Origin of the sequence: Candidatus Pelagibacter sp. HTCC7211 (assembly GCF_000155895.1) — a bacterium.
Classification (GTDB): domain Bacteria; phylum Pseudomonadota; class Alphaproteobacteria; order Pelagibacterales; family Pelagibacteraceae; genus Pelagibacter.
In genome coordinates, this window is record NZ_DS995298.1 from 1339849 (window position 1) to 1366690 (window position 26842).

Sequence of the window (26842 nt, forward strand, 5' to 3'; positions counted from 1 at the left end):
TTATTATGATAATCAAATTATAATGAAAAAAATTATACTTATTCTAGCAATCTCTTTAATTAGCATTTCTGCAAATGCAGCATGTAAATTTGATTTAAATTTCGGTGATGATGCATCAAAAGTTTTTGATAAATATGGTCCACCAATGAAAGAAATGTTCGAGGAACTATCATTTATTCCAGTTCCAGCTGATGATGTCTGTCCCAATCAAAATTTAAAAGATATTGCAATTGAATATCGTTTCTTAAATGAAAAATTAGCAGCAATTAATTTAATTGTTTTAAATGATGAAAAAAATTCAGCTTCAGAAAAATTAACTTTAATGAAATATGCGAAAAGAGTTTATGGAGATTTTGATACGGGTCAAAACCCAAAAGCTTATGTTGGTTTTGAAGTGTTCGAGAAAAATAATTATTATGTAGTTTATCAAAAATTAGTTGAAGACAAAATGATCAATGAGCAACTTTATATTTCAACCGATGAATATGATCAATTGCTTGGTGAAGTTTATAACAAAGCTGAAGAAGAAATGGATACAGGACCTAAGGAAAATTAATGAAAATAAAATTTATAATAACTACTTTAGTTTTATTTTTTAGTTTTGTTTCAACAAACGTAAGTTCAAAAATTTTACCTCCTGGAACAGGAACACAAGCAGACGTTCCCTCAAACCTTTTAATATTATTAGATAAATCTGGAAGTATGGGTTGGAGAATGAGAAATGCTCAAGGTCTTAATTACATGTACGTATCTGCAACCGATAGCTCAGGAAATATTTATGTAGCACAATATTCTACTTATGGTGTTAAAAAATATAACTACTCAGATATGTCCGACGACACTTCATGGGGAAGCAATGGAGTTGTTGGAAGAAGTGGATCTTGTAGAACTTATTATCCTTATGGAATTAAAGTTCATAACGGTATTATCTACGTAAGTAGTTATTATGATCGAAGAATTAGAAAAATTAGAGTTTCTGATGGAGCTTGCTTAGGCAGTATTGTCCCAGGTAACAGTAGGGCTTATCCAATATCAGTAGATATTCATAATGGGCATTTGTATGTTACAACCAATCTAGGTTTGTTTACGCAAAACTTAAGTAATGGTGCTAGCAAAATGTGTGGAAACCCCTCTGGTTTTAGGTATTCTCACGCAATGACAGGTAGTGGAAACTATTTGTACAGTAATTATAGCAGAAGAATATACAGAGGAACGCTGACAAGTTCTGGTTCCAATCTTTGTCCAACGAATATAAAAGCCCATAACGCCTATGGTATGAGCTGGGTCTACGGTATGACAGCCCACCCTACCAATCCAAATGAATTATATGTAATGGCGAGAAATATGCATCAAATTTTTAAAATTACTGTTAATTCAGCAGGCACGGGTCATACTGTTAATTGGCGAAAAGGAAGGTGGGGATACCAAAAACAATCAACTGCAACCCAAAATTACTTTTATTATCCATGGGGTATTCATTATGATGATGATAATCATCGATTAATTGTATCAGGATATAACCAAAAAAAAATTCAAGTATTTGATAATAATGGTGTCTTTATTAAAGATAAAGGTGGTATGGCTGCTACGACAAGAATGGCAGCAGCACATGCTGCAATTAAAGCAATTGTAACAGATTCTAATTTAACATCAGGGGTTAATTTTGGCTTTGGATATTGGTCAAGTAGATGGAGTGCTCGACAATGGCCACCTGGATTTAGTTCTTGGTCAGGAAATATCACAACAGGTTCTGCTAGACCTTGTGATACTCAAAACTGCTTAAAAGTGAGGGTTCATAAAGATGGTGCTGCCCAAATTAATAAAATTATTTCATCAGTAAATGCTCGTGGAGGAACGGATCCATATACATTTATGAAGATAGCTCAAGATTATTATAATCATGGAAGTTTAAGTCCAATTGATAAAAAATCTCCTTGTCAAAAAAGTTACGTGATAGTGATTGGAGATGGTGATTTTTTTCCTTCGATGGGCTGGAATACTCATATCAATATGGCAAAAGCTTTAAACAATAAAGGAATTAAAACTTTTGGAGTTGCTTTTGGAACAGGGATTAGCCCAGGTGGATTAAAAAGGTTTAATGATCTTGCAAAAGCTGGTGGAACCACTAAAGCAATTATTGCGCCAACTGCGGCAGCTTTAAAAACCCAATTACAAGCTGCAATTTCACAAATCATTGCATCTAAACTTTCATTTACCGCACCGGCAATTACTGCAACATTAAATGAAGATGGCTCTTTATATCAAGCTCAATTTGATTACGCACAAAATAAAGAGTGGAATGGAACTATTAAAAGAACCAAGATTGATAAAAATGGAAAATTATATCCAAAAGATAAAGATAACTGGAGTGCAGTTGATAAATTACCAAAGTCAGGTGCTAGAAAAATTTGGAGTGCAATTCCAAATACTGATTACACAACAAATTATAATAACTGGACTACGAGTAATGCTACTGCAATAGATAATTTAGTAAGCTTGATGGGATTTGATGTTCAAGATTACCATCGAAAATCTAACAACTCTGATGGATCAACTAACAATAAACGTTGTGCTAATGCATCAGGTGTTGCTGATGGAACTGATGATGATCTTAAAGGTTTAATTAATTTTATTCGAGGAACAGATTACTTTGATTATGATGCTGATTGTAATTTAACTGAAGATAGGCCAAACCCAATGGGAGATGTCTATCATTCTCAATTAGTAACTGTTGGTCCACCTACTGCTGAAACTGCATTTACAAGTGAGAACCAAGAAAGTTATTGGAGAGCTACTAAAGGTTATGACGCTTGGGCGGAAACACAAAGAAGCAGAAAAACAATGATTTATGTTGGCTCTAACAGTGGAGTATTACACGCATTGAATGCCGATACTGGTATTGAAGAATGGGGATTTATTCCTCCATTTGTTGCCTCAAGATTAACAAGAGTAATGAACACAAACTTAAACCAAGTAAGCCCAGCTGCTAAAGGAGGAAGTAATGCAATTTACGGTGTAGATGGCTCTCCTGTACAACATGATATTTGGTTCAAAAGTCCTCATGATACTTCAGAAAGATGGCATACTGTTTTATTTGTACCTTATGGAAGAGGTGGAAGTGGATTTACGGTGTTAGATGTTACAGATCCTGTAAAACCATTTCACTTAGTCTCTATTTATAACGATCTAGTAAATAATAAAGTATATCGAATGACCCATGATCAGCAAATTTTAATGTATAATTATATTGGTAGGTCATATCCTTTATCTGAATTAATGGAAGCAAAACGTGCAGGTGATAACTATGCTCCTGACAAAGGTAGTGAAGTTGCCTCAAAACAAGTTTGTAATGATGGCGGAACTTCATATTGCTATAAGAGTAAGAAATGGACTTTAGAAGTTAAAAATTTAACTAAGAAAGACATAACCGTCATGGAAGATGGTAAAGATATAACTGGCTCTATTACAATCACTTACGATGCTGCAAAAGATACTGTGATTAACTTTAATAAAGAAATGCAGTTTGATGCAGATGAAACTACTGGTAATAAATTAAATTCTCCAATTGGTATAACTATAAAATCAGGTGCAGTTGGAACAGGTGTGTTAACTGATCCAGAGTGGGATTATAGTTCTTTAGGTGAAACATGGTCAGATCCAAGAATGTTTAGACTACCAAACAAGGGTGCAGGTGATAATAACCGTGCAGATGATATTAATGTAGCTGTTATGGGTGGAGGATTTGGAACACAATTCTCAGGAGCTGGAAGTAACGTCATGATTATCAATATGCAAGATACTGATAATTATGGAAAATTAGAAAAAGTAATTCAAATTGAAGATACTGCTGCAAGTGATATTGATAATTCTGTTCCATCATCATTAACAGTAATTACTCCAGATAAAGCAAAAGGTGCAAACTTTGCAGGCTCTTTAGTTTATGCAGGAGATCTTGAAGGTAAAATTACAAAGATTAATTTAACAAATATGTCAGCAGATCCTTTAGGGGTGCCAATTAAATTATATGATCATACTACTTTATTTAAAGCAGGTGCTACTAAAACAAATGGAAGATATATGTATCACGCTGTAGATGCAGCAATTGGTCAATCAACCAGTGACTTGTGGTTGTATGCTGGAACGGGTGATGCTCAAAGATTAAATGATAGAACAACTGGAACACAAAACATGATGATTGGAATTAGAGATGCCGATTATCCAAATTATAGATCTATTGCAACGCCAGCAAAAGCTGCAGATATCACGAAATGTCAAAACACTACTAATGATACAGCTGGTAAACCATGTAGAGTTCAGAATAAAGACTTGGGTTGGTATGTAACACTAAAAGATTTTGCAAAAGTCAGTGCACAACCAAAAGTAAATAATGGTTATGTTTATTTCCCAGTTTACAGACCATCTAAATCAGTTAACAAATGTGATCTTGGAGATGCATTTATCTGTGCTGTTGATGATGAGTGCGGAACCCATGATAGTTTCATAGGACTAGAATCTTCTAGATCAGAGCAATCTGGATCTAAGTGTAGATTTGTTGGTAAAGGGGTATTGTCAGAAATTGTACTATTTGCTGGTAAAATCTTTGCAAATATCTCTGGTAAATCTCTAGGAGCAGTGACTGATCTAGTAACTCTTGATGCCGCAACGGGCGAGTCAAGTACTTACCGAAAATCTTGGCGAGAGAACAATTAAAATAATCTAAAGTAAAAATAAAATATCCACAAAAACATTGTGGCCATTGTCACAAAAATCAAAGCAAGACCAACTAAACTATCTTGATCAACTTTCTTTCTCCATTTTTTTGGAAAGAAGTTCAAAGAATAAGCATAGATAATTATGAAAACATTAAATGCTGAAAATACAATGCTTAGAAAAAGAAGTTTATCCACTTAAAGAATATTTAATATTATAATTTATTCCTCGAAAGCTTTACCGGTTAACTCACCACTTGCTTCCAATCTTTCAATAGTGCCTGCAAAAGTAGCCTCGTTAGCTCCATCATCAACATAACCACCCTCAACAATTATCGTTCCAAGTCCAGAGGTTGAAGAAGTAGCAGTTGTAAATTTTCCATAAAAGAATATGTCCTGATCACCAGTATTTCCTCCAGTAACTTTGTGATTAAAGTTATCAATTAATTCTGCTTTTGTAAGGCCTATACAGCCATCACATACATCTTGAATTGTTGTGGCATTTTTTTTCATGGTGTCATTTATTCCATCAAAATTATCATGGCCATTTGTTCCATCAGCCTTAAATTTTCTTACAGTTGTTGCTACAATTGGCACTGATGTAAAACCAGCTGTACCTGAATTATAATTTGTTTGTAAGGTTGAAGTTGCCCCTTCTGCACGTGTAAGCTTTACATCAATATCAGCCCAAATTTCCTTCTTTTTAAAATTAACATAAACTTTACCTCTAGTTTGTTGAGTGCCTGTTGCACTAAATACATTATTATTTGAGCTATATGTTTTTCCATCGTAAGAAGTAACTTTCTCTAAATCAGTCCAAGCCATTGAATAAACAATTGTGTTTTGATCTGGCGTTGATACATAATCATCATCTAATTGAGTTAAATTGTCAGTTAAAGAAGTCAAAGCAGCTGATACTGATTTACTGTCAGTACTTGATATACCAGATAAAATATCAGCAGCAGCAGTGTCAACTGTTAAACCAAACTTGGCCGCATCTGCTTGAATATCAGCTTTCAAATTTACAGTGTCAATTATACTTGAAGTTGTCAAATTATTGCTTTGTTGGTTTGCAGTATTACTAGAAGAATGGCCTAAAGACTTTGCAATTTTTGAAATTGTAAAAGAACTCTGAGTTGCACTCGTTACTCCTGAATAAGAGTTAACAATCAAAAGTAAAAAAATTGTGAATGAGTTTAAAAAAATTTTTATCATTAGTTTGTTACCACTGTTTCAAAACCTGGTTGGATAATATTAACTGAATTCACACCATCTGTTACTTCTAGATTGCCAGGTGTCATCCCAAGGGAATTGTTAGGACCTGGTCCAAGCAATAATACTGTGTTTTCATTTTTAGAATTTGCCAATACTACAAATTCAGTACCCCTTGCCCCTATTGCCCCTGTTGGTATCTTTATTTCTAAGTTATCAGGGTCTTTTTTGCTAATTTTTCCTGTAATAATTTTAATAGTTCCAGATTTGATATTTGACACGAATTTACCATCATTTGTCTCCGGATCATAAACAAATTCATCTATTTTTAACTCAGAATCTTCCCCAAGTGTCATAACTGTTTGATCAAGAAACAACACTTGCGCTGTAGATTTGCTTCCAACAATTATAGTATCGCCATAAAATATTTTAGAACCATTTTCTAATTTTTGATTATTTTGATTTTTTACTTCTCCAACTCCTGCTCCAATAATACCTACAAACTCATTTGCAAATGAGCTAATTGATAAAAAATTTAAAAAGATAAAAATAATTATATGTTTAAAATATTTCATTTAAATTTATTCGTTTAGTTAATCCTAAGCTTAAAAACTTTCGATCAACATCATAATTTAGTATATTTGAACTTATATCAGAATGTTTAAACTTTAAAGAGTAAAATATACTATCATCTTTATTCATTTTTTTTACAAAAGGAATAATTTGATTTAATTGACCAGAAAGTGAAATTGTTGATACTAAACTTTCATCTTTTCTATCAATTGTAGATGAAATAAATGTATCTTTAGCATCATAAGAATTCTCTAAATAAGTAGTCTGTAGCTTTAAAGTTCCATATTTAATAATTTGAGAAATAGAAAAATTAATTCCCTCTGAATTATAGCTATCATAATCTTTAGAAGAGTCTGTTTTATTTAAAATTAATTTACTACTGAGTTGTGTTGTTGGAGAAAAATTAAAATTATATCGAATATTACTTGAATAATTTTCAAAATTTTTGTCATCAGCTGCATCAAACGTATTTGTTTGATCGTAACTAGTGTTTGAATAACTAATACCATAATTGATATTATTTTTTTCATTAACAACATACGTATTATTAAAACCTGTTCCTTTTGTATTGTAGTCCTCAAGACGTCTATAATTTGGTCTAGAATAATAAATGTATGGAGAAAAGTAATGGTTTCCTAATACTTTAAAATAACTAGTTGAACCCGATATTATTTCACTGTCTCCAGTAGCTTTTTTATTTTGTGTATTAATATCTATTCCAAAATTAAAATAAATCGAAGAAGTATTATCAAAATTTTTCCCGAAAGTTATTGAGCTTCCTTTTTTGTGAATTTTATCATTTGCAACAATAAGATGATCATCAACTACAGGGAATGGAATTGACACATCGTCCTGTAATAGTGTTTTTGTCTTTGTTATAGCACTTATATTATCTTCTCTAGTCTGAGTGTAAGTTAAATCAATATAAGAGAACCATTTTTTATTTTGTTCTTCAATTTGATCATTAGATAATAATTCTGCAATTAATACTCTTGTTTCATCTGTTGTATTAGGATCATTTAACATTGTTTGGATCATCAATTCTACCTTAACTTTGGAATCCATTTTTATTAATATTGATAATAAATATAATTTAATGTCAGAGTTTGAGGGATAAAGAATATTTAATCTTTCAAGGGTTGCGATTGTTAATTTAAAATTTCCAGCTTTTTCTTGTTGTTTTGCATAGTTTAAATTTAATTCAAGATCAGTAGGATTATCGAGTATTTCTTTATATGAAATTTCTGCAAACACTGAATTAAAGCTAAAAAGTATTAAGATTGTCAATTGTATGCAAAGACGTTTCATATCTAAAAAATTATATATCATTTTATTTAAGTTACTTTAGAACAATTTTTAAAATTAATTTATAATTTTTATTCCAAGTGCTGTGATATCATCCCTTAAAGTATAACCTTTTTCTGTAAGGATTTTAGTTGCGTGGGTAATAATTGTCTCAGGTGAAGTTGTATTTAATTTTTTTATTTCGCTTTCAAGACCTGCAACTTCCAGTTCTTTACCTTCATCAACATACCCTTCTGTAACTCCATCTGTATAAATTAAAATAGTTTTATCTGAGATATCCATAGTCGTAGTTTTAAAAAAACTTTCATCTTTAACTGGCATCAATCCCATTGGTGGTAGAGTTGATTTTATATACTCAAAGTTAAAATTTGGATCTAAAACCATCATTGGTTCATGACCCATATTAATAAACTCCATCTCTTTTTTTTCTAAATTTATTTTTCCTAAAATAACAGTTATAAACATTGCTTGATAAGAAGAATCTTTTACTTGATTGTTCATATACAAAGCTGTTTTTGCAACTGATGACTCCATTTTTGCAAGTGATCTAAACACAGCTGCAGCATTTGCCATTAATATTCCAGCTTTAACACCCTTCCCAGTTACATCTCCAAGTATAAAATAGATTTCATTATCACTAACTTGATAATAATCATAATAATCTCCTGATACATCCTTTGCAGGTGTATTTTTTGCAAATATATATTTCTCAATTTTTTTATTATTTGGGAATAATTTTTTTTGAACTTCTCCAGCAATTTCTCTCTCTTTTTTTAGTATCGATTGCTTTTTGTCATTTTCAATTGCGATAGAATTTTCCTCTAAATATCTAAAATATAATGACGTCATAAAAGCTAATGTTCCAGCAACACTTGAAAAAAGAAAATCTAAATAAAAATTAAATTGATAAATAATAATACTTGAAAGATTAATTACAAAAATTGAACCTACAAAAAATATAATACTAAACTTTGGCTTAATTTTCATAGGGATTAAAATTAAAAATATTAATAATAATAAAAAGATAATGTTTTCTGCTAACTGAGTGTAAATATTTTTAATAATGCTTTCATTTTTAAAAATGTTATCAATGATATGTGCATGAATTTCAACTCCAGGAACATATTTTCCATTAGCAATTTTAACAATATCAAAGAGTGCTTGTGCAGAGGATCCTATTAAAATTATTTTATTTTCAACTTTTTTTTGATCAAAATCATTGTTTGCTACATCAACAGCAGAGATATAATTTTCCTTAGAAAATTTGTTAAACTTCACATTAATTACAGCATTTTGATCGCTGGGAATTGTATTTTTTCTTGTCTTTATTAACTCAATTCCATTTTTACTACTTTTTACTAATAAATTTTTTTGACCTGTTGCAATCCTCACCGACTCAAGAGCTAACGAAGGCCATATTTTATCATCTATATTATAAAGTACAGGCACATTACGAATTACACCATCTATACTAGGGATTAAGGAAATTGAACCAATACCACTGGCTGCACTACTAATTTCCTCAAGAGAAATTATTTTATGTTTAAATTTATATATAAAATTTTTAGGATTCTCTCCTTTGGCAAGTAATCTTAATTTAGGTTTAGAATTATTCTTTACAAAATTATTTTTTGGTTCGCCTAAAATAGGTAAAATTGCTTTTGAATTTTTTATACTTTCAATAAAGATCTTATTTGTATCTTCTACCTCTATATCTATTAATTGATTACTTTCTTTTTGTAATTGCTGCAGTAAATCTTTTGGGTTTTGCTTATCTTCCTCGCTAAATACTATATCAAATGCAATAGCTTTAGGATTATGCCGATTTAAGTTTTTTAAAATTTTTGAGTAAATGTCTCTTCTCCAAGGAAATTGACCAACCTTAGCTATACTTTTTTCATCTATATCAACAATTGTGACATCTTTTACTTCGCCCCTATTAAATACTTTTTGATAAAAATCATAATTTAAAAATGAAATTTTTTGAATAATAGGAGGATTAATAAATTTAATGATTATTAAAAATACAAAAATTACACTTAAATAAATATATTTTTTATTAATCATCAAAATAATAAATTTTTATATTGTTCTATAAATATTATATATAAAATGCACCCTATAATAATAAAAGGACCAAATGGAATTTCTGATGAAAACTTTTTACTTTTATTTAGTAAACTAGGTAAAACAACAAACAATGCTACGATTGAAGAACTAAATATTACAAATGGTATTGCAATCCAACCAAACCAAAAACCTATTGCAGACAATAATTTAGCATCTCCTAATCCCATCCCTTCTTTGTTTCTTAAAACTTTATATATAAAAATAATTGCCCAAATTATTCCATATCCAAATACCCCTCCAATTAAAGAGTTGATATAATTTGGAAATAGTTCATTTAAATTTGGATCAAAAGACTTTATGAAACCTATAAACATTAATGGAAAAGTAAGACCATTTGGAATTATATAATGTTTTAAATCAATAAAAAAAATTATAATAAATGTTAAGGCTAAAATTATAAACAACAGCGTTGTAATCGTTATTCCATAAAAAAAGTAAGCTATAACGAAAGATAAAACACTTAAAAGTTCAACAATTAGATATTGTATTGATATTTGCTTTTTACATTTCCTACATTTTCCTTGAATAAACAAATAAGATAGAATTGGTATATTATCATACCAAGAAATTTGTGTTTTACATTTAGGACAGTACGATCTACCAGAAACAACCCCTTTATCTTGAGGAAGTCTATAAATACAAACATTGGCAAAACTTCCCCAAAGTCCTCCCATTACAATGATGAAAATAAAATCCACTGAAGAAATAATATTTATTATATTTTAAATTGGCCCGCTATTTCAATGAAACCGTTTAATAACATTTGCACCACAACTACTGCGTCATGTAAATGAACATACAAATTTGGCGTATATAATATGATTTCCATATTTGATAAATTTATCAAAAACAGGTTAAAATACTAGCTAATAAAATGCTCTTTTTTAAAACAAAAAAACCCATTCTAAATGAAATAAGAAATGAGGCTCAAGATAACGTTGACTTACAAATTATAAATAAAATGAATCAAGAGTTTGCAATTTCTCTTGATTTAAAAGAAACCTTAAATACAGCGCTTAAGATAATTATTACGAGATTAAATGCACAAGCTGCAAATGTTTTTTTAATAAATAATAAAACAAAAAAATTTGAATGTATTGCATCTCTTAATCAAGAACACTTAGATGAATATCAGCTTGAATTAAAAGATGGCGTGATGGGTAGAGCAGTTGACCAAAGAAAATGTATCCGTGTTGGAAATGTTAGAAAAGATGTAAGAGAAATAGCTGAATTTTATTTTGATCTAGATAATAAAACAAATTTTACAACTTATTCTGTATTATGTTCACCACTGATAGCTGCAAATGATTGTATTGGAGTTATTCATTGTTTAAATAAAAAAACGGATGAAAAATTATTTATCGAAGATGATCGAAAACTTTTAGAACTATTATCTACTCCTGCTGCTCTTGCAATAAGAAATGCGAAAATGGCTCAAGAAATGGTTGAGCAAAACAAGATTCAAAAAGAAGTTGAAATTGTTGGTGAAATCCAAAAATCTCTTTTATCTTCAAACAAAAAAGAACCTTTTCCGTTAGCAGGAATTAATATTCCTGCAAAAGTTGTGTCTGGAGATTTTTATAATTTTAATGACTTAGGTGAAGGAAAATATGGATTTGGTGTGGCTGATGTATCCGGTAAAGGAATAAAGTCATCGTTGTTAATGTCAAAAGCTTCAAGTTTATATAGCTGCTTAAGTAAAACAAATTTTTCACCAGGCAATTTGCTCACTCAATTAAATAATGAAATATGTGAAACAATTTCAAGAGGAATGTTTGTAACTATGTTAATTGGAATTTATGATAGTAATTCAAATGAACTGTTGTTAGCTAATGCTGGTCACGAACCACCCATTATCATGGATAAAGATAATAATTTTTCAAATTTTGAAGAAGCTGGACCTCCTTTAGGAATAATAGGAAAGACAGAATACAAAGAATATAAGATAAATTTTGAAAAAAGCTCAATGTATATTTTCACTGATGGTATTACTGAAATAAAAAATCCTGAAGGAAATGAATTAGGATCAAAAGGATTTCAAAATTATATTACTAAATTTAAGGATAAACCAAATAATGAAAGATTAAAATTAATCATTGATAATGTCTTGGGTTCTAAATATATCCAGAAAGATGATTTAACAATCGTTGTCTTAGACTCTAAATAGTTTTAAGAAAATCTTAACGAACTATAAGGCTTAAGATCTAAATTCGTATTTTCATTTGCTATCATTCCAGAGACGATTTTTCCAGAAATAGGTCCCAAAGTCCACCCAAGATGATGATGTCCAAAGCAATAAAAAATATTTTTATAGTTTTTTGAAGGTCCCATTACTGGAAGAAAGTCTGGTAAAGATGGCCTAAAACCTAGCCATTCATCTTCATGTTCTGGTAAATCATCCAGCATATATTTAGCATTATCAATCAAATTTCTTATTCTAGATTTTGATAATGGATTTTCTAACCCACCAAATTCAACTGTGCCAACCACTCTTAAACCTTGTTCCATTGGTGTAATTCCAAATCCACGGTTAGAAAATATAACTGGTCTTTGTAATAAATGATCGCAATTTTTAAAATGAACATGGTAACCTCTTTCAGTATCAAGAGGTATTTTTTCACCCATATTATCTGTTAATTTTTTTGAAAATGCTCCACAAGCAATTACAGCTTTATCAAAAATAAAACTTTGATTTTCAGTTTTAAATATAGGTTTTTCTTCATCAAAATTTATTTCTTGAATATTTACTTTATTAAATTTTCCACCTTTTTTTATAAATAGATCAAAAAGTTTCAAAAGAATTTTTTTAGGATTTCTAGCATGTCTTGCATAAGGATAATAAACACCAGCATGATATATAGGTTTTATATGTGGTTCTAAATCATGAATTTCAGATTTATTGACTAGCTGTTGATTTACTCCCAATTCATCCCTAACTTTAATTTCCAATTCCCTACTTTTTAAATCTTTATCATTCCATATATAAAGAATACCCTTGTTTTCAACTAAACCATCTAGTTCAATCTCATCAAATAACTCATCATAAGCAGGAAGTGCTAAATCTAAAATCTGATGCATATTTTTTGCTGTATGCATCATATTTTTTTTCGTTGAATTCATAATAAATTTTAAAAACCATGGGATCATTTTTGGTACATAGTTCCATTTTAAAGCAAGAGGACCTGTTGAGCTTAAAAGCATTGCAGGTATATCAGCTAAAACATCTGGTCTATTTAAAGGAACAGAGGCATAAGGTGAAAAATGACCTGCGTTTCCATAAGATGCAGCCTGTGCTCCTGGATTATCTCTATCAAATATAGTTACGTTAAATCCTTTTTTTTGTAAAAACAAAGCATTAGATATACCTTGAATTCCAGCACCAATAATTCCAACTTTAATATTTTTATCCACCAGTGATCTTATATTTAAATATCAAAGATTTAATAGTGACATTTTTTACTCAGCTACATTATGCAATTACTTGTTTGCTATGGATTTTTGCACTAAGGACAATACCAAAACCAACCATGGTTGCTAACATAGAAGAGCCACCATACGACATAATAGGTAACGGAGATCCAACAATAGGTAATAAACCTAATACCATTGATAAGTTGACTGTAATATAAATAAATATTGCAAATGCAAAACCGAAACAAAATAATTTTGCAAAAATACTTCGTGAAAGTGTACCTATTCTTACTATTCTTATGATTATAATTGTATATAATAATAAAAGTCCTATCGAACCAATAAAACCAAATTCTTCTGAAAATAAAGTAAAAATAAAATCAGTATGTTTTTCAGGAAGAAAATCTAAATAACTTTGAGTACCTTGCAAAAAGCCTTTGCCTGAAAACCCTCCAGATCCTATAGCGATTTTGGATTGGATAATTTGATAACCTGCTCCTAACGGATCTCTATCAGGGTCTAAAAAGGTTAAAATTCTTAGTTTTTGATATGGCTGAAGGTACGAAATGATAAAAGGTAATGAAATCAAAAATGTTATCAATGATACAAAAAAATATTTTATCTTAACTCCCCCAAGCCATAATATAATCAATCCACTACAAGCAATTAATACCGAAGTTCCCAAATCTGGTTGGGATAAAACTAAAATAATTGGTATAATGATTATAGTAAGTGCAAATGAAATACCGACAAATGAATTTACTTTTTCAATATTTATTCGATGATAATATTTTGCAAGACATAGAATAACTGCAATTTTCATCAACTCTGATGGTTGTAATACTAAAAAGTATAAATTTATCCATCTTTGAGAGCCTGATACCCTAATGCCATAAAAAGATACCCAAATTAATAATACGATTGTAGCAATATATAAAAAATATGAACTGATATGCCAAAGTTTAATATTAAAAAAAGAAATCACTAACATCAAAACAAAAAATACAGATAATTTAATTAAATGACTTTTGGTATGAAAAAGAAATTCACCTCCATCTGTAGAATACATAATAAATAAACTAACTATTGACAAGGTCAGGATACAAAATATTAAAATATAATCTAGGTTTTTAACTTTTTGAAAAAAACTTTGATCTGAATTTAATCGAGTGTGTTGAAACATTTAAATATTAAACTCTTTGTAATCTGGAATTTGTTTTCTATACTGATGTCGATCAACTATTAATTTAAATAATTTAGTCGCCATTGGAGCTGCAGCTGAGCTACCTGATCCACCGTGTTCTACAATAATACTTAAAGAATATCTTGGATTTTTATAAGGACCGAATGCAACATATAATGCATGATCTCTTTCTTCATATGGAATTTGGAAAGTTTTTAAATCAAGTTCCCGCTCTCTTTTACTAATTCGTTTGACTTGTGCTGTACCTGTTTTACCAGCAAATTGATACTTAGGATCATCTATTCTTGATTTATAAGAAGTTCCATATAATTCATTAGTAGAACTAAACATTGCTTCTTGAATAATTTTAATATTTTTTGGGTCATCATATAGTGGAATATTAAATTCATTTAAACTTGTGGTTTGCATAGCTTTTTTTACTTGTTCTGATGTTAGCTGATTATCATCAGTTAAAATTTTAGGTTTAATTTTATAACCACCATTTGCTATTTGTGCTGTCATCAAACAAAGTTGTATAGGTGTTGTTTGAGTGTATCCTTGACCAATACCTGTGATTAAAGTTTCTCCCAATACCCAACCTTTACCAAGTTCATTTATTTTCCATTTAGTGTCAGGAAATTGACCTGCTTTTTCATTTTCAAAATATTCACCTAAAACTTTTTTTCCTAAACCAAATCTTTCTGCGGTCACTTTTAATTTATCTACACCAAGTTTTCTTGCAATTTCATAAAAATAAGTGTCACACGATTGTTTCATTGCATTATTTAAACTCATCCATCCATGTCCTTTTTCTTTCCAGCAATGAAACGTTTGGCCATAGAGCTCCATTTTGCCTTTACATTTGACTTTAAAATTTGTATCGATTATCCCATTTTCTAAAGCTGATAAAGCAACTATAGGCTTTATTGTTGATCCAGGTGAGTAAAGTCCTGAAAGTGTCTTATTTATTAAGGGTTTAAGGGGATTATTTCTAATTAATTGCCATTCATCTTGACTGATACCAAATAAAAATGAATTAGGGTTATATGAAGGTGAAGAATACATCGCAATTACCTCTCCAGTGTAAATATCCATGACACTTATTGAACCAGCTTTACCATCCATCAACTCAGCACATAATTTTTGAACTTCAGTATCGAGTGTTATACGAATTTTTGATCCTTGTTTGCCTTTTTGATACTCAAGTTGATTTATTCGCTTACCGTAAGCATTCACTTCATATCTTTGAATATCATTTACACCGATTAAGTCATTTTCTAGTGTTTTTTCTAATCCTAGCTTACCAATTTTTATTCCTGGTACAAATTTTTCCTGGATAACTTCATTTTCTAGAATATCATTTTCATTTGGTTGACTGACATAACCTAATACATGTGTATAGATATCATTAAAAGGATAGTCTCTAGAAATTGTCATCACTGGTTTTACACCAACCAATTCATACAAATAATTATTTATTTTTGAGAATTGATCCCAACTTAAATTTTCAGAAACAACTAAACTTTCCCATGGTTTTAATTGTTTTTTTTTCTTTTTAATTTTTTCAACTCTTTTATTACTTAAATTAAGAATTACTTTTAATCTTGAAATCAGATAATTAAAATTTTCAACTTGTTCTGGAATGACGTGCAATTGGTATACCTTTAAATTACCTGCAATGATGTTGCCAAAATAATCAACAATATTTCCTCTAGTTGGAGGTAACTTCCATTCTCTTATTCTGTTTTTGTCTGATAATGTTAAATATTTTTTATTGTCATTAATCTGAAGTGAAAATAATCTTGCAATTAATCCTCCAAAAATAATCAGTTTTGCCGCACCAATTATAAACATTCTTCGATTTATTATATCTGATTTTCTTATACCAAAATTTTTATTAATCATTTTTTTGAAATTTTATTCTTTTTTCAAGGGTGTTAAATATAAATAAAAATAAAGGGTAAAGAATAAAAGTAAATCCCGAGTTTATAAAATATTTCATATAACTTACCTCTATGGAAAATATTAAGTCTAAACTCATTACTTGAATAGAATTAATCAATAAAATCGTGAACAATAAAGATAACCAATCATTAATAAAGTTTGGTGTTAGAGTTATATTTCTTAAGTAAGCTGTTACTGCACAAATTAGCAAATAACAAAAACTACTTATGCCTATGGGAATTCCAATAACAACATCATTAATTAGTCCTGCAATAAATATAGATCCATAGCTCAAGTAATAAGGGTTTTTTAAAGTCCAGTAAAATATTAATACATGTGCAAAATTAAATGAAAAATATTCAATTGCTAAAAAATTTAAGTCTATTTCATTTAAAACAGATAAAAATAATATTAATGTTGGAAAATAAAACATTAAAGATTTTAAAAAAGTATTTTTATTTAGAGAGGACATTAGTTGTTACTCTCCATTTCATAAGAAACTATTTTTACATAATCTAATTGTCTAAAATCTGAAAAAAAATTAATTTCATTTTTATTTTCTTTTTTGTAGTTATTTATTTTACCAACAGGTAATCCTGATTTAAATAAACCTCCATAGCCAGATGTATAAACAATTATATCTGTGTCATTCAATTCTTGATTATATTCTTCTTTTGTGAACTCAATTACACCATAATTCTTTCCCGTCCCTGATAAAACTGCATGAATACCAGCTGGCTCCAACAATACAGGAATTTTACTATTTAAGTCTGAAAGAAGTAATGCTCTTGAATTTGTATAGTTTACCTCAATGATTTTACCTACCAAATAGACATCATCAATAATAGCCATTCCCAACTTAACATTATTTTTGGATCCCTTATTTAAAACAATTGATTTCAAGTAAGGGCTGTCTTTATCAACTAAAACTTTAGCATAGATATCTTTTGACTGAATAGTTTCATTAATTAATTCTCTAAGCCTATTATTCTCCAAAATTAAAAAATCATTGTTAAGCTTTTTTTTCTTTAATTCAATTAAATCTGTTTCAATTTTGATATAATTGTCATAAAGATTTAAATGATCTTTTAATTGAAGACTCAATTTTTTTATATAGTTTTCCGGAATAGATATAATAAATGAAGATCGATAAATAACTTCATTAATTCCAATCTTTACATATTGAATCGGTTTGAAATTAATACTTCCTAATACAATTATTATTATAGAGGAAAATATTAATGTTAATAATGAAAACTTTTGTTGATAACTTTTTTTTAAAAAAGCAGATCTAATTGCAATTACAAAATCATCTCTGCTCGAAGCCATTAATCTTAATACTCAGATAACATAGTAGAGAAAGTTTCTTCTTGGTCTAATGCTTTTCCTGTTCCAACTGCAACACAAGAAAGAGGGTCATCAGCAACATGTACTGGTAAACCTGTTTCTTTAGAAAATCTTTTATCAATATTTTTTAACAAAGCTCCACCTCCAGTCAGTGTTAACCCCATATCAACTAAATCGGCTGATAGCTCTGGTGGAGTGTTTTCAAGTGCTTGTTTAATTGCTCCAATCATTTCTCTCATTATATCATTTAATGCTTCAGCTGTATCTTCTTCTGTAATATTTACTTCCTTAGGAGTTCCCGATCTAAGATCCCTACCCTTAACCGGATAAGTATTTTTACCTGATGGTAAGGCTGTACCCATTTCTTTTTTAATTTTTTCAGCAGTACTGTCTCCTATTAATAAATTATATTCTTTTCTCATATAATTAACAATTGCCGTATCCATAGCATCACCTGCTACTCTTAAAGATTTTGAATAAACTAAACCACCCAATGACATAACAGCAATTTCACTTGTACCACCTCCAATATCAACAATCATTGATCCAGTTGCTTCAGAAATTGGTAAGCCTGCTCCAATTGCTGCAGCGATTGGTTCTTCAATTAATTGAACTCTTCTTGCGCCTGCAGCTAAAGCACTATCTTGAATTGCTTTTCTTTCTACTGGTGTTGATCCAGTTGGTACACAAATTAAAATTCTTGGATTTGCGAATGTGCTTCCCTTATGAACCTTTTTAATAAAGTGTTTGATCATTTCTTCAGTTACTATGAAGTCTGCAATCACCCCATCTCTTAAAGGTCTAATAGCACTAATATTTCCTGGAGTTCTTCCAAGCATAGTTTTAGCCTCATCTCCAACTGCTAAAACATTTTTCTTTCCACCTTGATCAACAATTGCAACAACCGATGGTTCATTTAAAACCACTCCTTGGCCTTTTAAGACAACTAGCGTATTTGCTGTTCCAAGATCAATTGCCATATCTTGGCTCCAAATTTTTTTAACTTTGTCAAAAATTCCCATTAAACTCCCCCTTTAACTTTTTGATGTTCAATATTTCCAGAAAGGGACTTTTTCTCCCTTTTAATCAACATTTTATTTAATGCATTTAAATAAGCTTTTGCAGATGCAACCAAAGTATCTGTATCAGCAGATTGTCCAACTGTTGTTCTATCATTTTCTTCAATTTTCACACTTACTGTCGCTTGAGCATCTGTTCCTTCAGTAACTGCATGCACTTGATACAATGATAGTTTTACCTCATGCTCGTAAAGCTCTTTAATACATTTAAATATTGCATCAACAGGCCCATCTCCAGTTTGAGTGGTTTGCTTAATATCTCCAAAAACATCTAATGTCATTTCTGCTCTTTGAGGCTCGCCAGTGCCAGCATAAACTTTTAGTGATTTTAAATTAATAGCATTAATTTTATTATCAACAATTAAGCTATCATCTACTAATGCAATAATATCTTCATCATATATATGTTTTTTTTTATCAGCTAAAACTTTAAATTTTCCAAAAGCCTCCTGGATAACATCATCAGTCATATCTGTGTAACCTAAGTCAGTTAATTTATCTTTAAAGGCATGTCTTCCAGAGTGTTTACCCATAACTAAAGATGTTTGTTTTACTCCAACACTTTCTGGAGACATAATCTCATAGGTTTCTCTATTCTTTAACATTCCATCTTGATGAATTCCTGACTCGTGTGCAAAAGCATTTTTACCAACAATTGCTTTATTAAACTGAACAGGAAATCCAGTTGCATTAGATACAATTTTTGACGCTTTGCTTATAAGCTCTGTTTTAATACCAGTATCGTATGGCATTAAATCATTTCTTGTTTTAATTGCCATTACAATTTCTTCTAGTGCAGCATTTCCAGCTCTTTCCCCAATTCCATTTATTGTACATTCAATTTGTCTAACGCCTGCAGATAATCCAGCAAGTGCGTTAGCAACTGCTAATCCTAAATCATTATGACAGTGTGCAGAAATAATTGCTTTATCAATATTTGGTACATTGTTTTTTATATGTGTAATTGTTTTTGCAAACTCTTCAGGTATTGAATAACCTACTGTATCTGGAATATTAATTGTTGTTGCACCACAATTAATTGCAAGTTCAATTGTCTTACACATAAAATCTAAAGATGTTCTCGTTCCATCTTCACATGACCATTCAACATCATCTGTAAATTTTTTAGCGTAAGTAACACTTTCTTTTATTGCATCTATTACCTGATCATTTGACATATTAAGTTTATGTTTCATGTGAACAGGACTAGTTGAAATAAAAGTATGAATTCTAAATCTTTTTGCATACTTTAAAGACTCATAACAAGCATCAATATCTTTTTTTTTAGCTCTAGCTAAACCACAAGGGATTGAATTTTTTAAACCTTTGCTTATAGCAGTGACAGCTTCGAAATCTCCAGGGGAAGTGATTGGGAAACCAGCTTCAATGATATCAATTCCCATATCATCAAATACTCTTGATATTTGAATTTTTTCCTCAACACTCATTGATGCACCAGGTGATTGCTCACCATCTCGCATAGTAGTATCAAAAATATATACTTTATCTTTATCGCTCATTGCTAAATTTTTTGAAAATCCATAATACAATCTATAAGAGAGATTGCAAAATAATTAGTAAAATTAGTATTAAAAAATGCAGATTCTAGTTATGTTAAATTTAATTGTAAATAGACTCTATTTTAGGCATTAAGCGTAGAAGTTCTTTAGTGTAATCGTGTTGTGGTTTCAAAAAAAGGTCTTCTGTATCCGTAACTTCACATAATCTACCATCTTTTAAAACTCCTATTCTATCGCACATTTGTCTTACAACTGGTAAGTCATGACTTATAAATAGAATTGTTAAATTTAATTGTTCTTGAAGATCCTTAAGTAAATTTAAAATTTGAGCTTGAATACTTACGTCTAAAGCAGATGTTGGTTCATCACATACTAAAAGTCTCGGTTGAGTTGCAAGGGCTCTTGCAATTGATATTCTTTGTCTTTGTCCACCAGAAAATTCATGAGGATATCGATCAGCAGATTTTTGTGAAAGCTCAACAGACTCTAATAAATCAAAAATATAATTATTTAAATCACCACTTGATATTGAAGGATTGTGAAGTTTAATTGGTTCTGAAATTATATCTTTTACTTTTAATCTTCCGTTTAAAGAAGAATAAGGGTCTTGAAAAATCATTTGTATTTGTTTTCTAAATTTCATCATCTCTGATTTTTCTTTTATTTTTGTTATACAAATATTATCAAAAAATATATCTCCTGAAGAAGGTTTGAATAAATTTACTATCATTTTTGCAATTGTTGATTTTCCACTTCCACTTTCACCGACTAAACCAAATGACTCACCTTCTTTAATTTCAAATGAGATATTATCAACAGCCATTACTGAATTTTTTGAGCTTTCAGTAAAAAAATTATCATCAAAACTTTTACTTAGATTTTTTATTTGAACTAAATCCTGTTCAACAATTTCTTTTTTATTCCATCTGTTTAAAATTTTTAAATTATTTTCCTGATTATTTTTATTTTCTTTTTCAACAATTACAAATCTAGAAATCTTTTTATTGGTAGGTGGTACAGAACTTACTAAACTTTTAGTGTATCTCTCTTTTGGTTTAGTTAATATTTCTTTTGTTAAACCGATTTCGACTAAATTACCACTTTTCATTACTGCTACTCTATCGGCTGTCTCAGCAATTACTCCCATATCATGAGTGATTAAAATTACAGCTAAATTTCTCTCTTTTGTAAGTTTTTTTATTAAATCAAGGATTTGTGATTGAATTGAAACATCTAAAGCAGTAGTTGGTTCATCAGCAATTAACAATTCAGGTTCACAACATAATGCTAGTGAAATTACAACTCTCTGTCTCATACCCCCTGAGAACTGATGTGGATAGTTATTAAATCTTTTCTCTGCGTCTTTAATTCCAACTTCTTTTAAAAGACCAATTGATTTAATTTTTGCTTCTTCTTTTGTAAGATCCAAATGTGTTTGTATGGTCTCTATTAATTGTTCACCAATTGTAAGTATTGGGTTAAGAGAGGTTTGAGGATCTTGAAATATAAGCCCAACTTTTTTACCTCTATATTTAATGATATTTGATGGATCTTGATGAATGTCTAAATCACCTAACATTACTGAACCACTTGATACTTTACCAGGCACATCTATTAGATTTATAATTGCATTTCCAACTGTACTTTTTCCTGATCCAGACTCGCCAACTAAACCTAATATTTCCCCTTTATTTACTTCAATATTTACTCCTTTAGCAGCATGAACAGTTTCTTTTCTCATAGGATAATCAACGCTAAGGTTTTTAATTTTTAGAAAACTCATTTTTTTAACCTTGGGTTTAAAGTATCCCTCATCCAATCTCCTAAAAGATTAATTGAAAATGCTAAGATAACTAAAAAGATTGCTGGGAAAAAAGTAATCCACCATTCTCCGGAGAATAAGAAATCGTTACCTAGTCTAATTAATGTTCCTAAAGATGGCGTAGTAGGTGGAACACCAACGCCTAAAAAGCTTAATGTTGACTCAGCTATGATTGCTAAAGCAAGACCAATAGTTCCTATGACTAATACTGGTCTTAAAATATTTGGCAGGATATGTTTGAACATAATAATTAAGTTTGAAACACCAATTATTGTTGAGGCTGAAACATAATCTTTATTTTTTTCAACTAAGGTTGCTGCTCTAGATACTCTTGCAAATTGAGGCCACTCTGAAATTCCTATTGCAAATATTAAAACATAAATCGCCATTTCATCATGCATTTCTCTTGAAATTAATCCTCTTGCAATTCCATCAACTAAAAGTGCCATTAGTATACTTGGCACTGTAAGTTGAACATCTGTTAATCTCATTACAATCATTTCGTATTTGCCACCAAAATATCCAGCTGTTAATCCTAATCCAACTCCAAGTATCAAACTAAAGATGATTGCAGAGAAACCAACAATCAATGAAATTCTAGAACCATAAAGAATTGTTGAAAGCATATCCCTACCTTGACCATCAGTTCCTAAAATAAATTTAGCTAGACCATCCTCTGTCCATGATGGTGGTGTAAAAGCTTCCATTAACGATAATGATGAAGGATCAAATGGATTGTATGGAGTGATCAATTCTACAAAAAAAGAACAAAAGAAAATTATAAATAAAATAACTGATGACACAATTGCAGTCGGAGACTTCATAAAACTATGATAGATATCGCTATCTTTAACTCTTTCCCAAGTACTAATATTATTATCCACTTGAGACATCTCCTTTGACCCTAATTCTTGGATCTATAAAATAATAAAGAATATCAACAATAAAATTTATCATCACAAAGACAAAAGCTATAAAAACTAAATAAGCTGACATAATCGGTATATCAACAAACTGAACTGCTTGAATAAATAAAAATCCCATACCCGGCCACTGAAAGACTGTTTCAGTAATTATTGAAAATGCAATTAAAGTTCCAATATTAATTCCTGCAATAGTGATAACTGGAATTAACCCATTCTTTAATGCATGTTTATATTTGATACTATTTTCATTAATCCCACGTGCTCGTGCAAATTTAATATAATCTGTTTCTAAAATTTCCATCATTTCTGCTCTCACAAGTCTGATGATATAAGTCATTTGAAAAAGACTAAGTGTTACTGATGGAAGTATAATTGCTTTTAGTCCAGAGATTGTTAAAAAACCTGTGGTCCAAAATCCAAGATCAACTACCTCTCCTCTTCCAAATGATGGTAAAATTCCCAAGATAACGGCAAATAAATAGATAAATAATATGCCAATAACAAAAGTTGGAAGAGACACTCCGAGAAGGGATACTGCTAAGATAATGTCACTTATAAAGCTTTTTCTATTTATCCCTGTATATACACCAAGTAAAGTTCCGCTAATTAGAGCAATTAAAGCTGATATTACAACTAGCTCGATTGTTGCTGGCAAACGTTCAGTTATTAATTCAGAAACAGGTCTTCTTAACTGATAAGAAATGCCAAATTCTCCCTTAGAGGCATTAACTACAAATCTTGAAAACTGAATATGTATTGGATCCATTAATCCTAATGTTTCTCTTAATTCAGCTCTTTCCTCATCTGAGGTTTCTTCTCCAACCATATTATTTATTGGATCTCCTACAAAATTAAACAGAGAGAAAGATACAAAGGCAACAACTAACATTACCAAAGCAGACTGAAACAATCGTTTAAAGAAATATTTTATCAATTTAAGAAAGTGTTATTATTTTGATACTAGCCCTTTATAAATATAAAGGGCTAGTAAAATATTATTTAGTTAAAGCTAGCAGCTTTAAATAACGGTTCGTTATTTGGTCTGATAGGTACATTAACATTATTTTTTGCAGCCCATGAAATTACCTGGTGGTGAAGAGGAAGATAAGAAATATCATCTTTCACAATTTTCCAAGCATTTGCTATTGCAGCATTCCTTTTATCTAAATCAACTTCACCTTCCATAACTCTTATAGCAGCGTCTACTTCAGAGTTACTAAAGTTAACTTTGTTCCAGCTAGCACCAGATTCATATAAATAATGGAAAACATAGTGACTATCTAGAGTAGGAACACCCCAACCAAGCATATAGAAATCACCTTGATTATCTTTTAGCTCTTTAAAGTGTTTGCTTTTTGTTTGTGCAAATAGATTTACGTTAACACCGATTTTACCCAACATACCAACAACAGCTGTACAAATTGCTTCATCGTTTACATATCTGTCATTTGGACATCTAAGCTCAACATCAAAACCATTAGGATAACCTGCATCAGCTAATAATTGTTTTGCTGCATTCACATCATAAGGTAATCTTTTATCAAGATCTTTAGTGTAACCATTTACACCAGGGAAAGTTATAATTCCTGCTGGTTCACTCAAACCTCTCATAACTTTTTTCTTAATAGCTTCAATATCAATTGCTTGATATAGCGCTTGTCTTACCTCTTTTTTTTTAAACGGATTGTCACCTGTGTTTCCAGTTCTTAACTGATCAGCTGCTTGATCCATTCCTAAGAAAATTGTACGCATTTGAGCTGTACTTTCAACTTTGTGTGAAGAAGAAGATCCAATTCGAGCTAAATCCTGAACTGGAGCATCTGTTACTAAATCAATTTCACCAGATAATAATGCTGCAACCCTAGTTGCTGCATTTTTAATAGGTAACAATTGAATTTGAGTTACTTTTTTATCTTTCATCTCACCCCACCAGTGTTTATTTCTTTTAAACACTGTTTTAGTATTAGGTTCTCTTAAAGTAATTTTAAAAGGTCCTGTTCCTAGAGCATTCGTTGCTGAAAACGTTTCTTGTCCAGCATCCCAATTTTGTGGAGACATTGCAAAATTCTTTTCAGACCATGCTTTCGACATTATAAAAATGTTAGATAATTGGTTTAAAAGAATTGGATTTGGCTTACTTGTAGTAATTTTAACTGAATAATCACCAACAGCTTCAACTCCTGAAATTGTGCTTATATATTCTTTAAAATCAGATGTTCTTTGTTTTGCCCTTAAAACACTAAATACAACATCAGCTGATGTCATTTTAGAACCATCAGAAAACTTAACATCTTCTCTTAATGTAAAGATCCAAGTATTTGGATCGGTCGTTTTCCAACTTGTTGCTAGCGCGGGACCAATTTTCATATCTACCGCTCTTTCAACTAAAGCTTCGTATACTTGTCTAGATACTTGAGTTGTCGGACCTTCATTTTGTGCGTGTGGATCTAGTGTAAGACTGTCTCCTTGCATTGACCATTTAATAGTTTTGGCCATTGCTGAAGAAAATCCAAATACTAGGACTACAGATAATAGAACTCTTATTAAACTTTTAATGTTCATTATTCCCCTCTTTTTTAAATTTATTTAAAAAAGTATAAGTGAAATAACTAAATTATTATAGATAAATTTTTCAATAAAAAATTAACTTTTATCGCTATCAACTAATTTTTTTTTACTAATCCATGGCATCATAGCTCTTAGCTCTGCACCAACTTTTTCAACTGAATGTTCTGCTAATTTAGCTCTGGTTGCAAGAAAGTTTTTTTGACCATTTTTACATTCATCCATCCACTCTTTAGTGAATTTTCCAGATTGGATATCTGCCAAAACTTCTTTCATTCGTTTTTTAGTTTCTTCTTTATTAACAATTCTAGGACCAGAAACATATTCACCATATTCTGCTGTATTTGAAATAGAGTAATTCATATTTGCAATCCCACCTTCATAAATTAAATCAACAATCAATTTAACTTCATGAACTGTCTCAAAGTAAGCCATTTCAGGTTCATATCCAGCTTCAGTTAATGTCTCGTAGCCATTTTTAATTAGTTCAACTAAACCACCACATAAAACTGTTTGCTCTCCAAATAAATCAGTTTCAACTTCATCTTTAAATGTAGTTTCAATAATTCCTGATCTACCACCTCCAACCGCAGAAGCATATGATAAAGCAAGATCTCTAGCTTTACCTGAACCATTTTGATGAACAGCAAATAAACATGGAACACCACCACCTTTTTCATATTCACTTCTTACTAAGTGACCAGGTCCTTTTGGTGCAACCATAAAAACATCTAAATCTTTTCTTGCTTTAATTAAATCGTAATGAACATTTAATCCATGAGCAAATGCAATGCTTGTTCCTTCTCTTACTCTTTGTTCAATATGATTTTTATAAATTTCTGCTTGTAATTCATCTGGTGTTAAAATCATTACAACATCAGCCCAAGCAGCAGCATCTGATAAGTTCATTACTTTTAAACCTTTTGACTCAGCTTTTGCTGCACTTGATGATCCTTCTCTTAAAGCAACAACAATTTCTTGAACTCCACTATCTTTTAAATTTAAAGCGTGCGCGTGCCCTTGACTTCCATAACCAAAAATTGCAACTTTTTTACTTTTAATTAAATCTACATCTGCATCTTTTTCATAAAACATTTTCATCTTATTTCTCCTTCT

Annotated in this window: 21 protein-coding genes; 3 read left to right on the top strand and 18 right to left on the bottom strand. The window is 30.4% G+C overall.

The window, feature by feature from the left end; genetic code table 11:
- Positions 1–22: 22 nt before the first annotated feature.
- Both PB7211_RS07200 and PB7211_RS07205 read left to right on the top strand, forming a co-directional pair.
- Positions 23–556: a hypothetical protein gene (locus PB7211_RS07200; RefSeq protein ID WP_008544147.1), complete on the top strand. Its 534-nt coding sequence runs from the start codon at positions 23–25 to the stop codon at positions 554–556.
- A complete protein-coding gene (locus PB7211_RS07205) occupies positions 556–4710 on the top strand; it encodes a PilC/PilY family type IV pilus protein (protein WP_008545326.1) in 4155 nt (1384 codons plus the stop codon). Before PB7211_RS07200 ends, PB7211_RS07205 begins: the two co-directional genes overlap by 1 nt.
- Here PB7211_RS07205 and PB7211_RS07210 read toward each other — a convergent pair.
- From PB7211_RS07210 to PB7211_RS07235, 6 genes are read right to left on the bottom strand one after another with little or no spacing between them, the layout of a single operon-like run.
- Positions 4707–4907: a hypothetical protein gene (locus PB7211_RS07210; RefSeq protein WP_034399172.1), complete on the bottom strand. Its 201-nt coding sequence runs from the start codon at positions 4905–4907 to the stop codon at positions 4707–4709. The genes PB7211_RS07205 and PB7211_RS07210 overlap by 4 nt on opposite strands.
- 24 nt (positions 4908–4931) lie before the next feature.
- Positions 4932–5924: a hypothetical protein gene (locus tag PB7211_RS07215; RefSeq protein WP_008545195.1), complete on the bottom strand. Its 993-nt coding sequence runs from the start codon at positions 5922–5924 to the stop codon at positions 4932–4934.
- Positions 5924–6496 carry a FecR family protein gene (locus PB7211_RS07875; protein WP_008544938.1) on the bottom strand — a complete coding sequence of 191 codons (573 nt, stop codon included), beginning with the start codon at positions 6494–6496 and terminating at the stop codon, positions 5924–5926. The genes PB7211_RS07215 and PB7211_RS07875 overlap by 1 nt, the downstream gene beginning before the upstream one ends.
- Complete coding sequence (locus PB7211_RS07225; RefSeq protein WP_156773051.1) at positions 6483–7823, bottom strand: hypothetical protein; 1341 nt, start codon at positions 7821–7823, stop codon at positions 6483–6485. The genes PB7211_RS07875 and PB7211_RS07225 overlap by 14 nt, the downstream gene beginning before the upstream one ends.
- A 33-nt stretch (positions 7824–7856) precedes the next feature.
- Positions 7857–9866, bottom strand: a complete 2010-nt coding sequence (locus PB7211_RS07230; protein WP_008544672.1) for a CHASE2 domain-containing protein — start codon at positions 9864–9866, stop codon at positions 7857–7859.
- Positions 9866–10627: a prepilin peptidase gene (locus PB7211_RS07235; RefSeq protein ID WP_034399174.1), complete on the bottom strand. Its 762-nt coding sequence runs from the start codon at positions 10625–10627 to the stop codon at positions 9866–9868. The genes PB7211_RS07230 and PB7211_RS07235 overlap by 1 nt, the downstream gene beginning before the upstream one ends.
- 176 nt (positions 10628–10803) lie before the next feature.
- Between PB7211_RS07235 and PB7211_RS07240 the strand changes: the two genes are divergently transcribed.
- Positions 10804–12096: a GAF domain-containing SpoIIE family protein phosphatase gene (locus tag PB7211_RS07240; protein ID WP_008545938.1), complete on the top strand. Its 1293-nt coding sequence runs from the start codon at positions 10804–10806 to the stop codon at positions 12094–12096.
- Between the two features lie 2 nt (positions 12097–12098).
- Here the strand turns inward: PB7211_RS07240 and PB7211_RS07245 are convergent, their stop codons facing one another.
- From PB7211_RS07245 to ilvC, 12 genes are all read right to left on the bottom strand, one after another.
- The gene (locus PB7211_RS07245) at positions 12099–13340 is read right to left on the bottom strand and encodes an NAD(P)/FAD-dependent oxidoreductase (protein WP_008545178.1); all 1242 of its coding nucleotides are present in this window, start codon (positions 13338–13340) and stop codon (positions 12099–12101) included.
- A gap of 58 nt (positions 13341–13398) precedes the next feature.
- A complete protein-coding gene (gene rodA, locus PB7211_RS07250; RefSeq protein ID WP_034399175.1) occupies positions 13399–14523 on the bottom strand; it encodes a rod shape-determining protein RodA in 1125 nt (374 codons plus the stop codon).
- Entirely contained in the window at positions 14524–16428 is a 1905-nt protein-coding gene (mrdA, locus tag PB7211_RS07255) for a penicillin-binding protein 2 (protein ID WP_008544118.1), read from the bottom strand. It lies immediately after the preceding gene.
- Complete coding sequence (mreD, locus tag PB7211_RS07260; protein WP_050754617.1) at positions 16421–16939, bottom strand: rod shape-determining protein MreD; 519 nt, start codon at positions 16937–16939, stop codon at positions 16421–16423. Before mreD ends, mrdA begins: the two co-directional genes overlap by 8 nt.
- Positions 16939–17796, bottom strand: a complete 858-nt coding sequence (gene mreC / locus PB7211_RS07265) for a rod shape-determining protein MreC (protein ID WP_008544179.1) — start codon at positions 17794–17796, stop codon at positions 16939–16941. The genes mreD and mreC overlap by 1 nt, the downstream gene beginning before the upstream one ends.
- 5 nt (positions 17797–17801) lie before the next feature.
- Positions 17802–18836, bottom strand: coding sequence for a rod shape-determining protein (locus tag PB7211_RS07270; RefSeq protein ID WP_008545283.1), 1035 nt, complete (start codon positions 18834–18836; stop codon positions 17802–17804).
- Positions 18836–20413, bottom strand: coding sequence for a 2-isopropylmalate synthase (locus PB7211_RS07275; RefSeq protein ID WP_008544214.1), 1578 nt, complete (start codon positions 20411–20413; stop codon positions 18836–18838). The genes PB7211_RS07270 and PB7211_RS07275 overlap by 1 nt, the downstream gene beginning before the upstream one ends.
- Positions 20414–20513: 100 nt before the next feature.
- On the bottom strand, positions 20514–22196 hold the full coding sequence (locus tag PB7211_RS07280; protein WP_008544351.1) for a dipeptide ABC transporter ATP-binding protein: 1683 nt from the start codon (positions 22194–22196) through the stop codon (positions 20514–20516).
- Positions 22193–23059 carry an ABC transporter permease gene (locus PB7211_RS07285; RefSeq protein ID WP_445082228.1) on the bottom strand — a complete coding sequence of 289 codons (867 nt, stop codon included), beginning with the start codon at positions 23057–23059 and terminating at the stop codon, positions 22193–22195. Before PB7211_RS07285 ends, PB7211_RS07280 begins: the two co-directional genes overlap by 4 nt.
- A gap of 52 nt (positions 23060–23111) precedes the next feature.
- Positions 23112–24095 carry an ABC transporter permease gene (locus PB7211_RS07290; protein WP_198001880.1) on the bottom strand — a complete coding sequence of 328 codons (984 nt, stop codon included), beginning with the start codon at positions 24093–24095 and terminating at the stop codon, positions 23112–23114.
- Positions 24096–24160: 65 nt separating this feature from the next.
- Entirely contained in the window at positions 24161–25723 is a 1563-nt protein-coding gene (locus PB7211_RS07295; RefSeq protein ID WP_008545607.1) for an ABC transporter substrate-binding protein, read from the bottom strand.
- A gap of 81 nt (positions 25724–25804) precedes the next feature.
- Positions 25805–26827, bottom strand: a complete 1023-nt coding sequence (gene ilvC, locus PB7211_RS07300; RefSeq protein WP_008545143.1) for a ketol-acid reductoisomerase — start codon at positions 26825–26827, stop codon at positions 25805–25807.
- Between the last annotated feature and the right edge of the window lie 15 nt (positions 26828–26842).

Excerpts from the sequence above, each read along its gene's own strand:
- PB7211_RS07270 (WP_008545283.1), bottom strand. The coding sequence starts at position 18,836 with ATGGGAATTTTTGACAAAGTTAAAAAAATTTGGAGCCAAGATATGGCA.
- PB7211_RS07295 (WP_008545607.1), bottom strand. The coding sequence starts at position 25,723 with ATGAACATTAAAAGTTTAATAAGAGTTCTATTATCTGTAGTCCTAGTA.
- PB7211_RS07275 (WP_008544214.1), bottom strand. The coding sequence starts at position 20,413 with ATGAGCGATAAAGATAAAGTATATATTTTTGATACTACTATGCGAGAT.
- ilvC (WP_008545143.1), bottom strand. The coding sequence starts at position 26,827 with ATGAAAATGTTTTATGAAAAAGATGCAGATGTAGATTTAATTAAAAGT.
- PB7211_RS07200 (WP_008544147.1), top strand. The coding sequence starts at position 23 with ATGAAAAAAATTATACTTATTCTAGCAATCTCTTTAATTAGCATTTCT.
- rodA (WP_034399175.1), bottom strand. The coding sequence starts at position 14,523 with ATGTTTCAACACACTCGATTAAATTCAGATCAAAGTTTTTTTCAAAAA.
- PB7211_RS07875 (WP_008544938.1), bottom strand. The coding sequence starts at position 6,496 with ATGAAATATTTTAAACATATAATTATTTTTATCTTTTTAAATTTTTTA.
- mreC (WP_008544179.1), bottom strand. The coding sequence starts at position 17,796 with ATGGCTTCGAGCAGAGATGATTTTGTAATTGCAATTAGATCTGCTTTT.
- PB7211_RS07215 (WP_008545195.1), bottom strand. The coding sequence starts at position 5,924 with ATGATAAAAATTTTTTTAAACTCATTCACAATTTTTTTACTTTTGATT.
- mreD (WP_050754617.1), bottom strand. The coding sequence starts at position 16,939 with ATGTCCTCTCTAAATAAAAATACTTTTTTAAAATCTTTAATGTTTTAT.
- PB7211_RS07205 (WP_008545326.1), top strand. The coding sequence starts at position 556 with ATGAAAATAAAATTTATAATAACTACTTTAGTTTTATTTTTTAGTTTT.
- PB7211_RS07230 (WP_008544672.1), bottom strand. The coding sequence starts at position 9,866 with ATGATTAATAAAAAATATATTTATTTAAGTGTAATTTTTGTATTTTTA.
- PB7211_RS07285 (WP_445082228.1), bottom strand. The coding sequence starts at position 23,059 with ATGAAGTCTCCGACTGCAATTGTGTCATCAGTTATTTTATTTATAATT.
- PB7211_RS07240 (WP_008545938.1), top strand. The coding sequence starts at position 10,804 with ATGCTCTTTTTTAAAACAAAAAAACCCATTCTAAATGAAATAAGAAAT.
- PB7211_RS07225 (WP_156773051.1), bottom strand. The coding sequence starts at position 7,823 with ATGATATATAATTTTTTAGATATGAAACGTCTTTGCATACAATTGACA.
- PB7211_RS07280 (WP_008544351.1), bottom strand. The coding sequence starts at position 22,196 with ATGAGTTTTCTAAAAATTAAAAACCTTAGCGTTGATTATCCTATGAGA.
- mrdA (WP_008544118.1), bottom strand. The coding sequence starts at position 16,428 with ATGATTAATAAAAATTTTGGTATAAGAAAATCAGATATAATAAATCGA.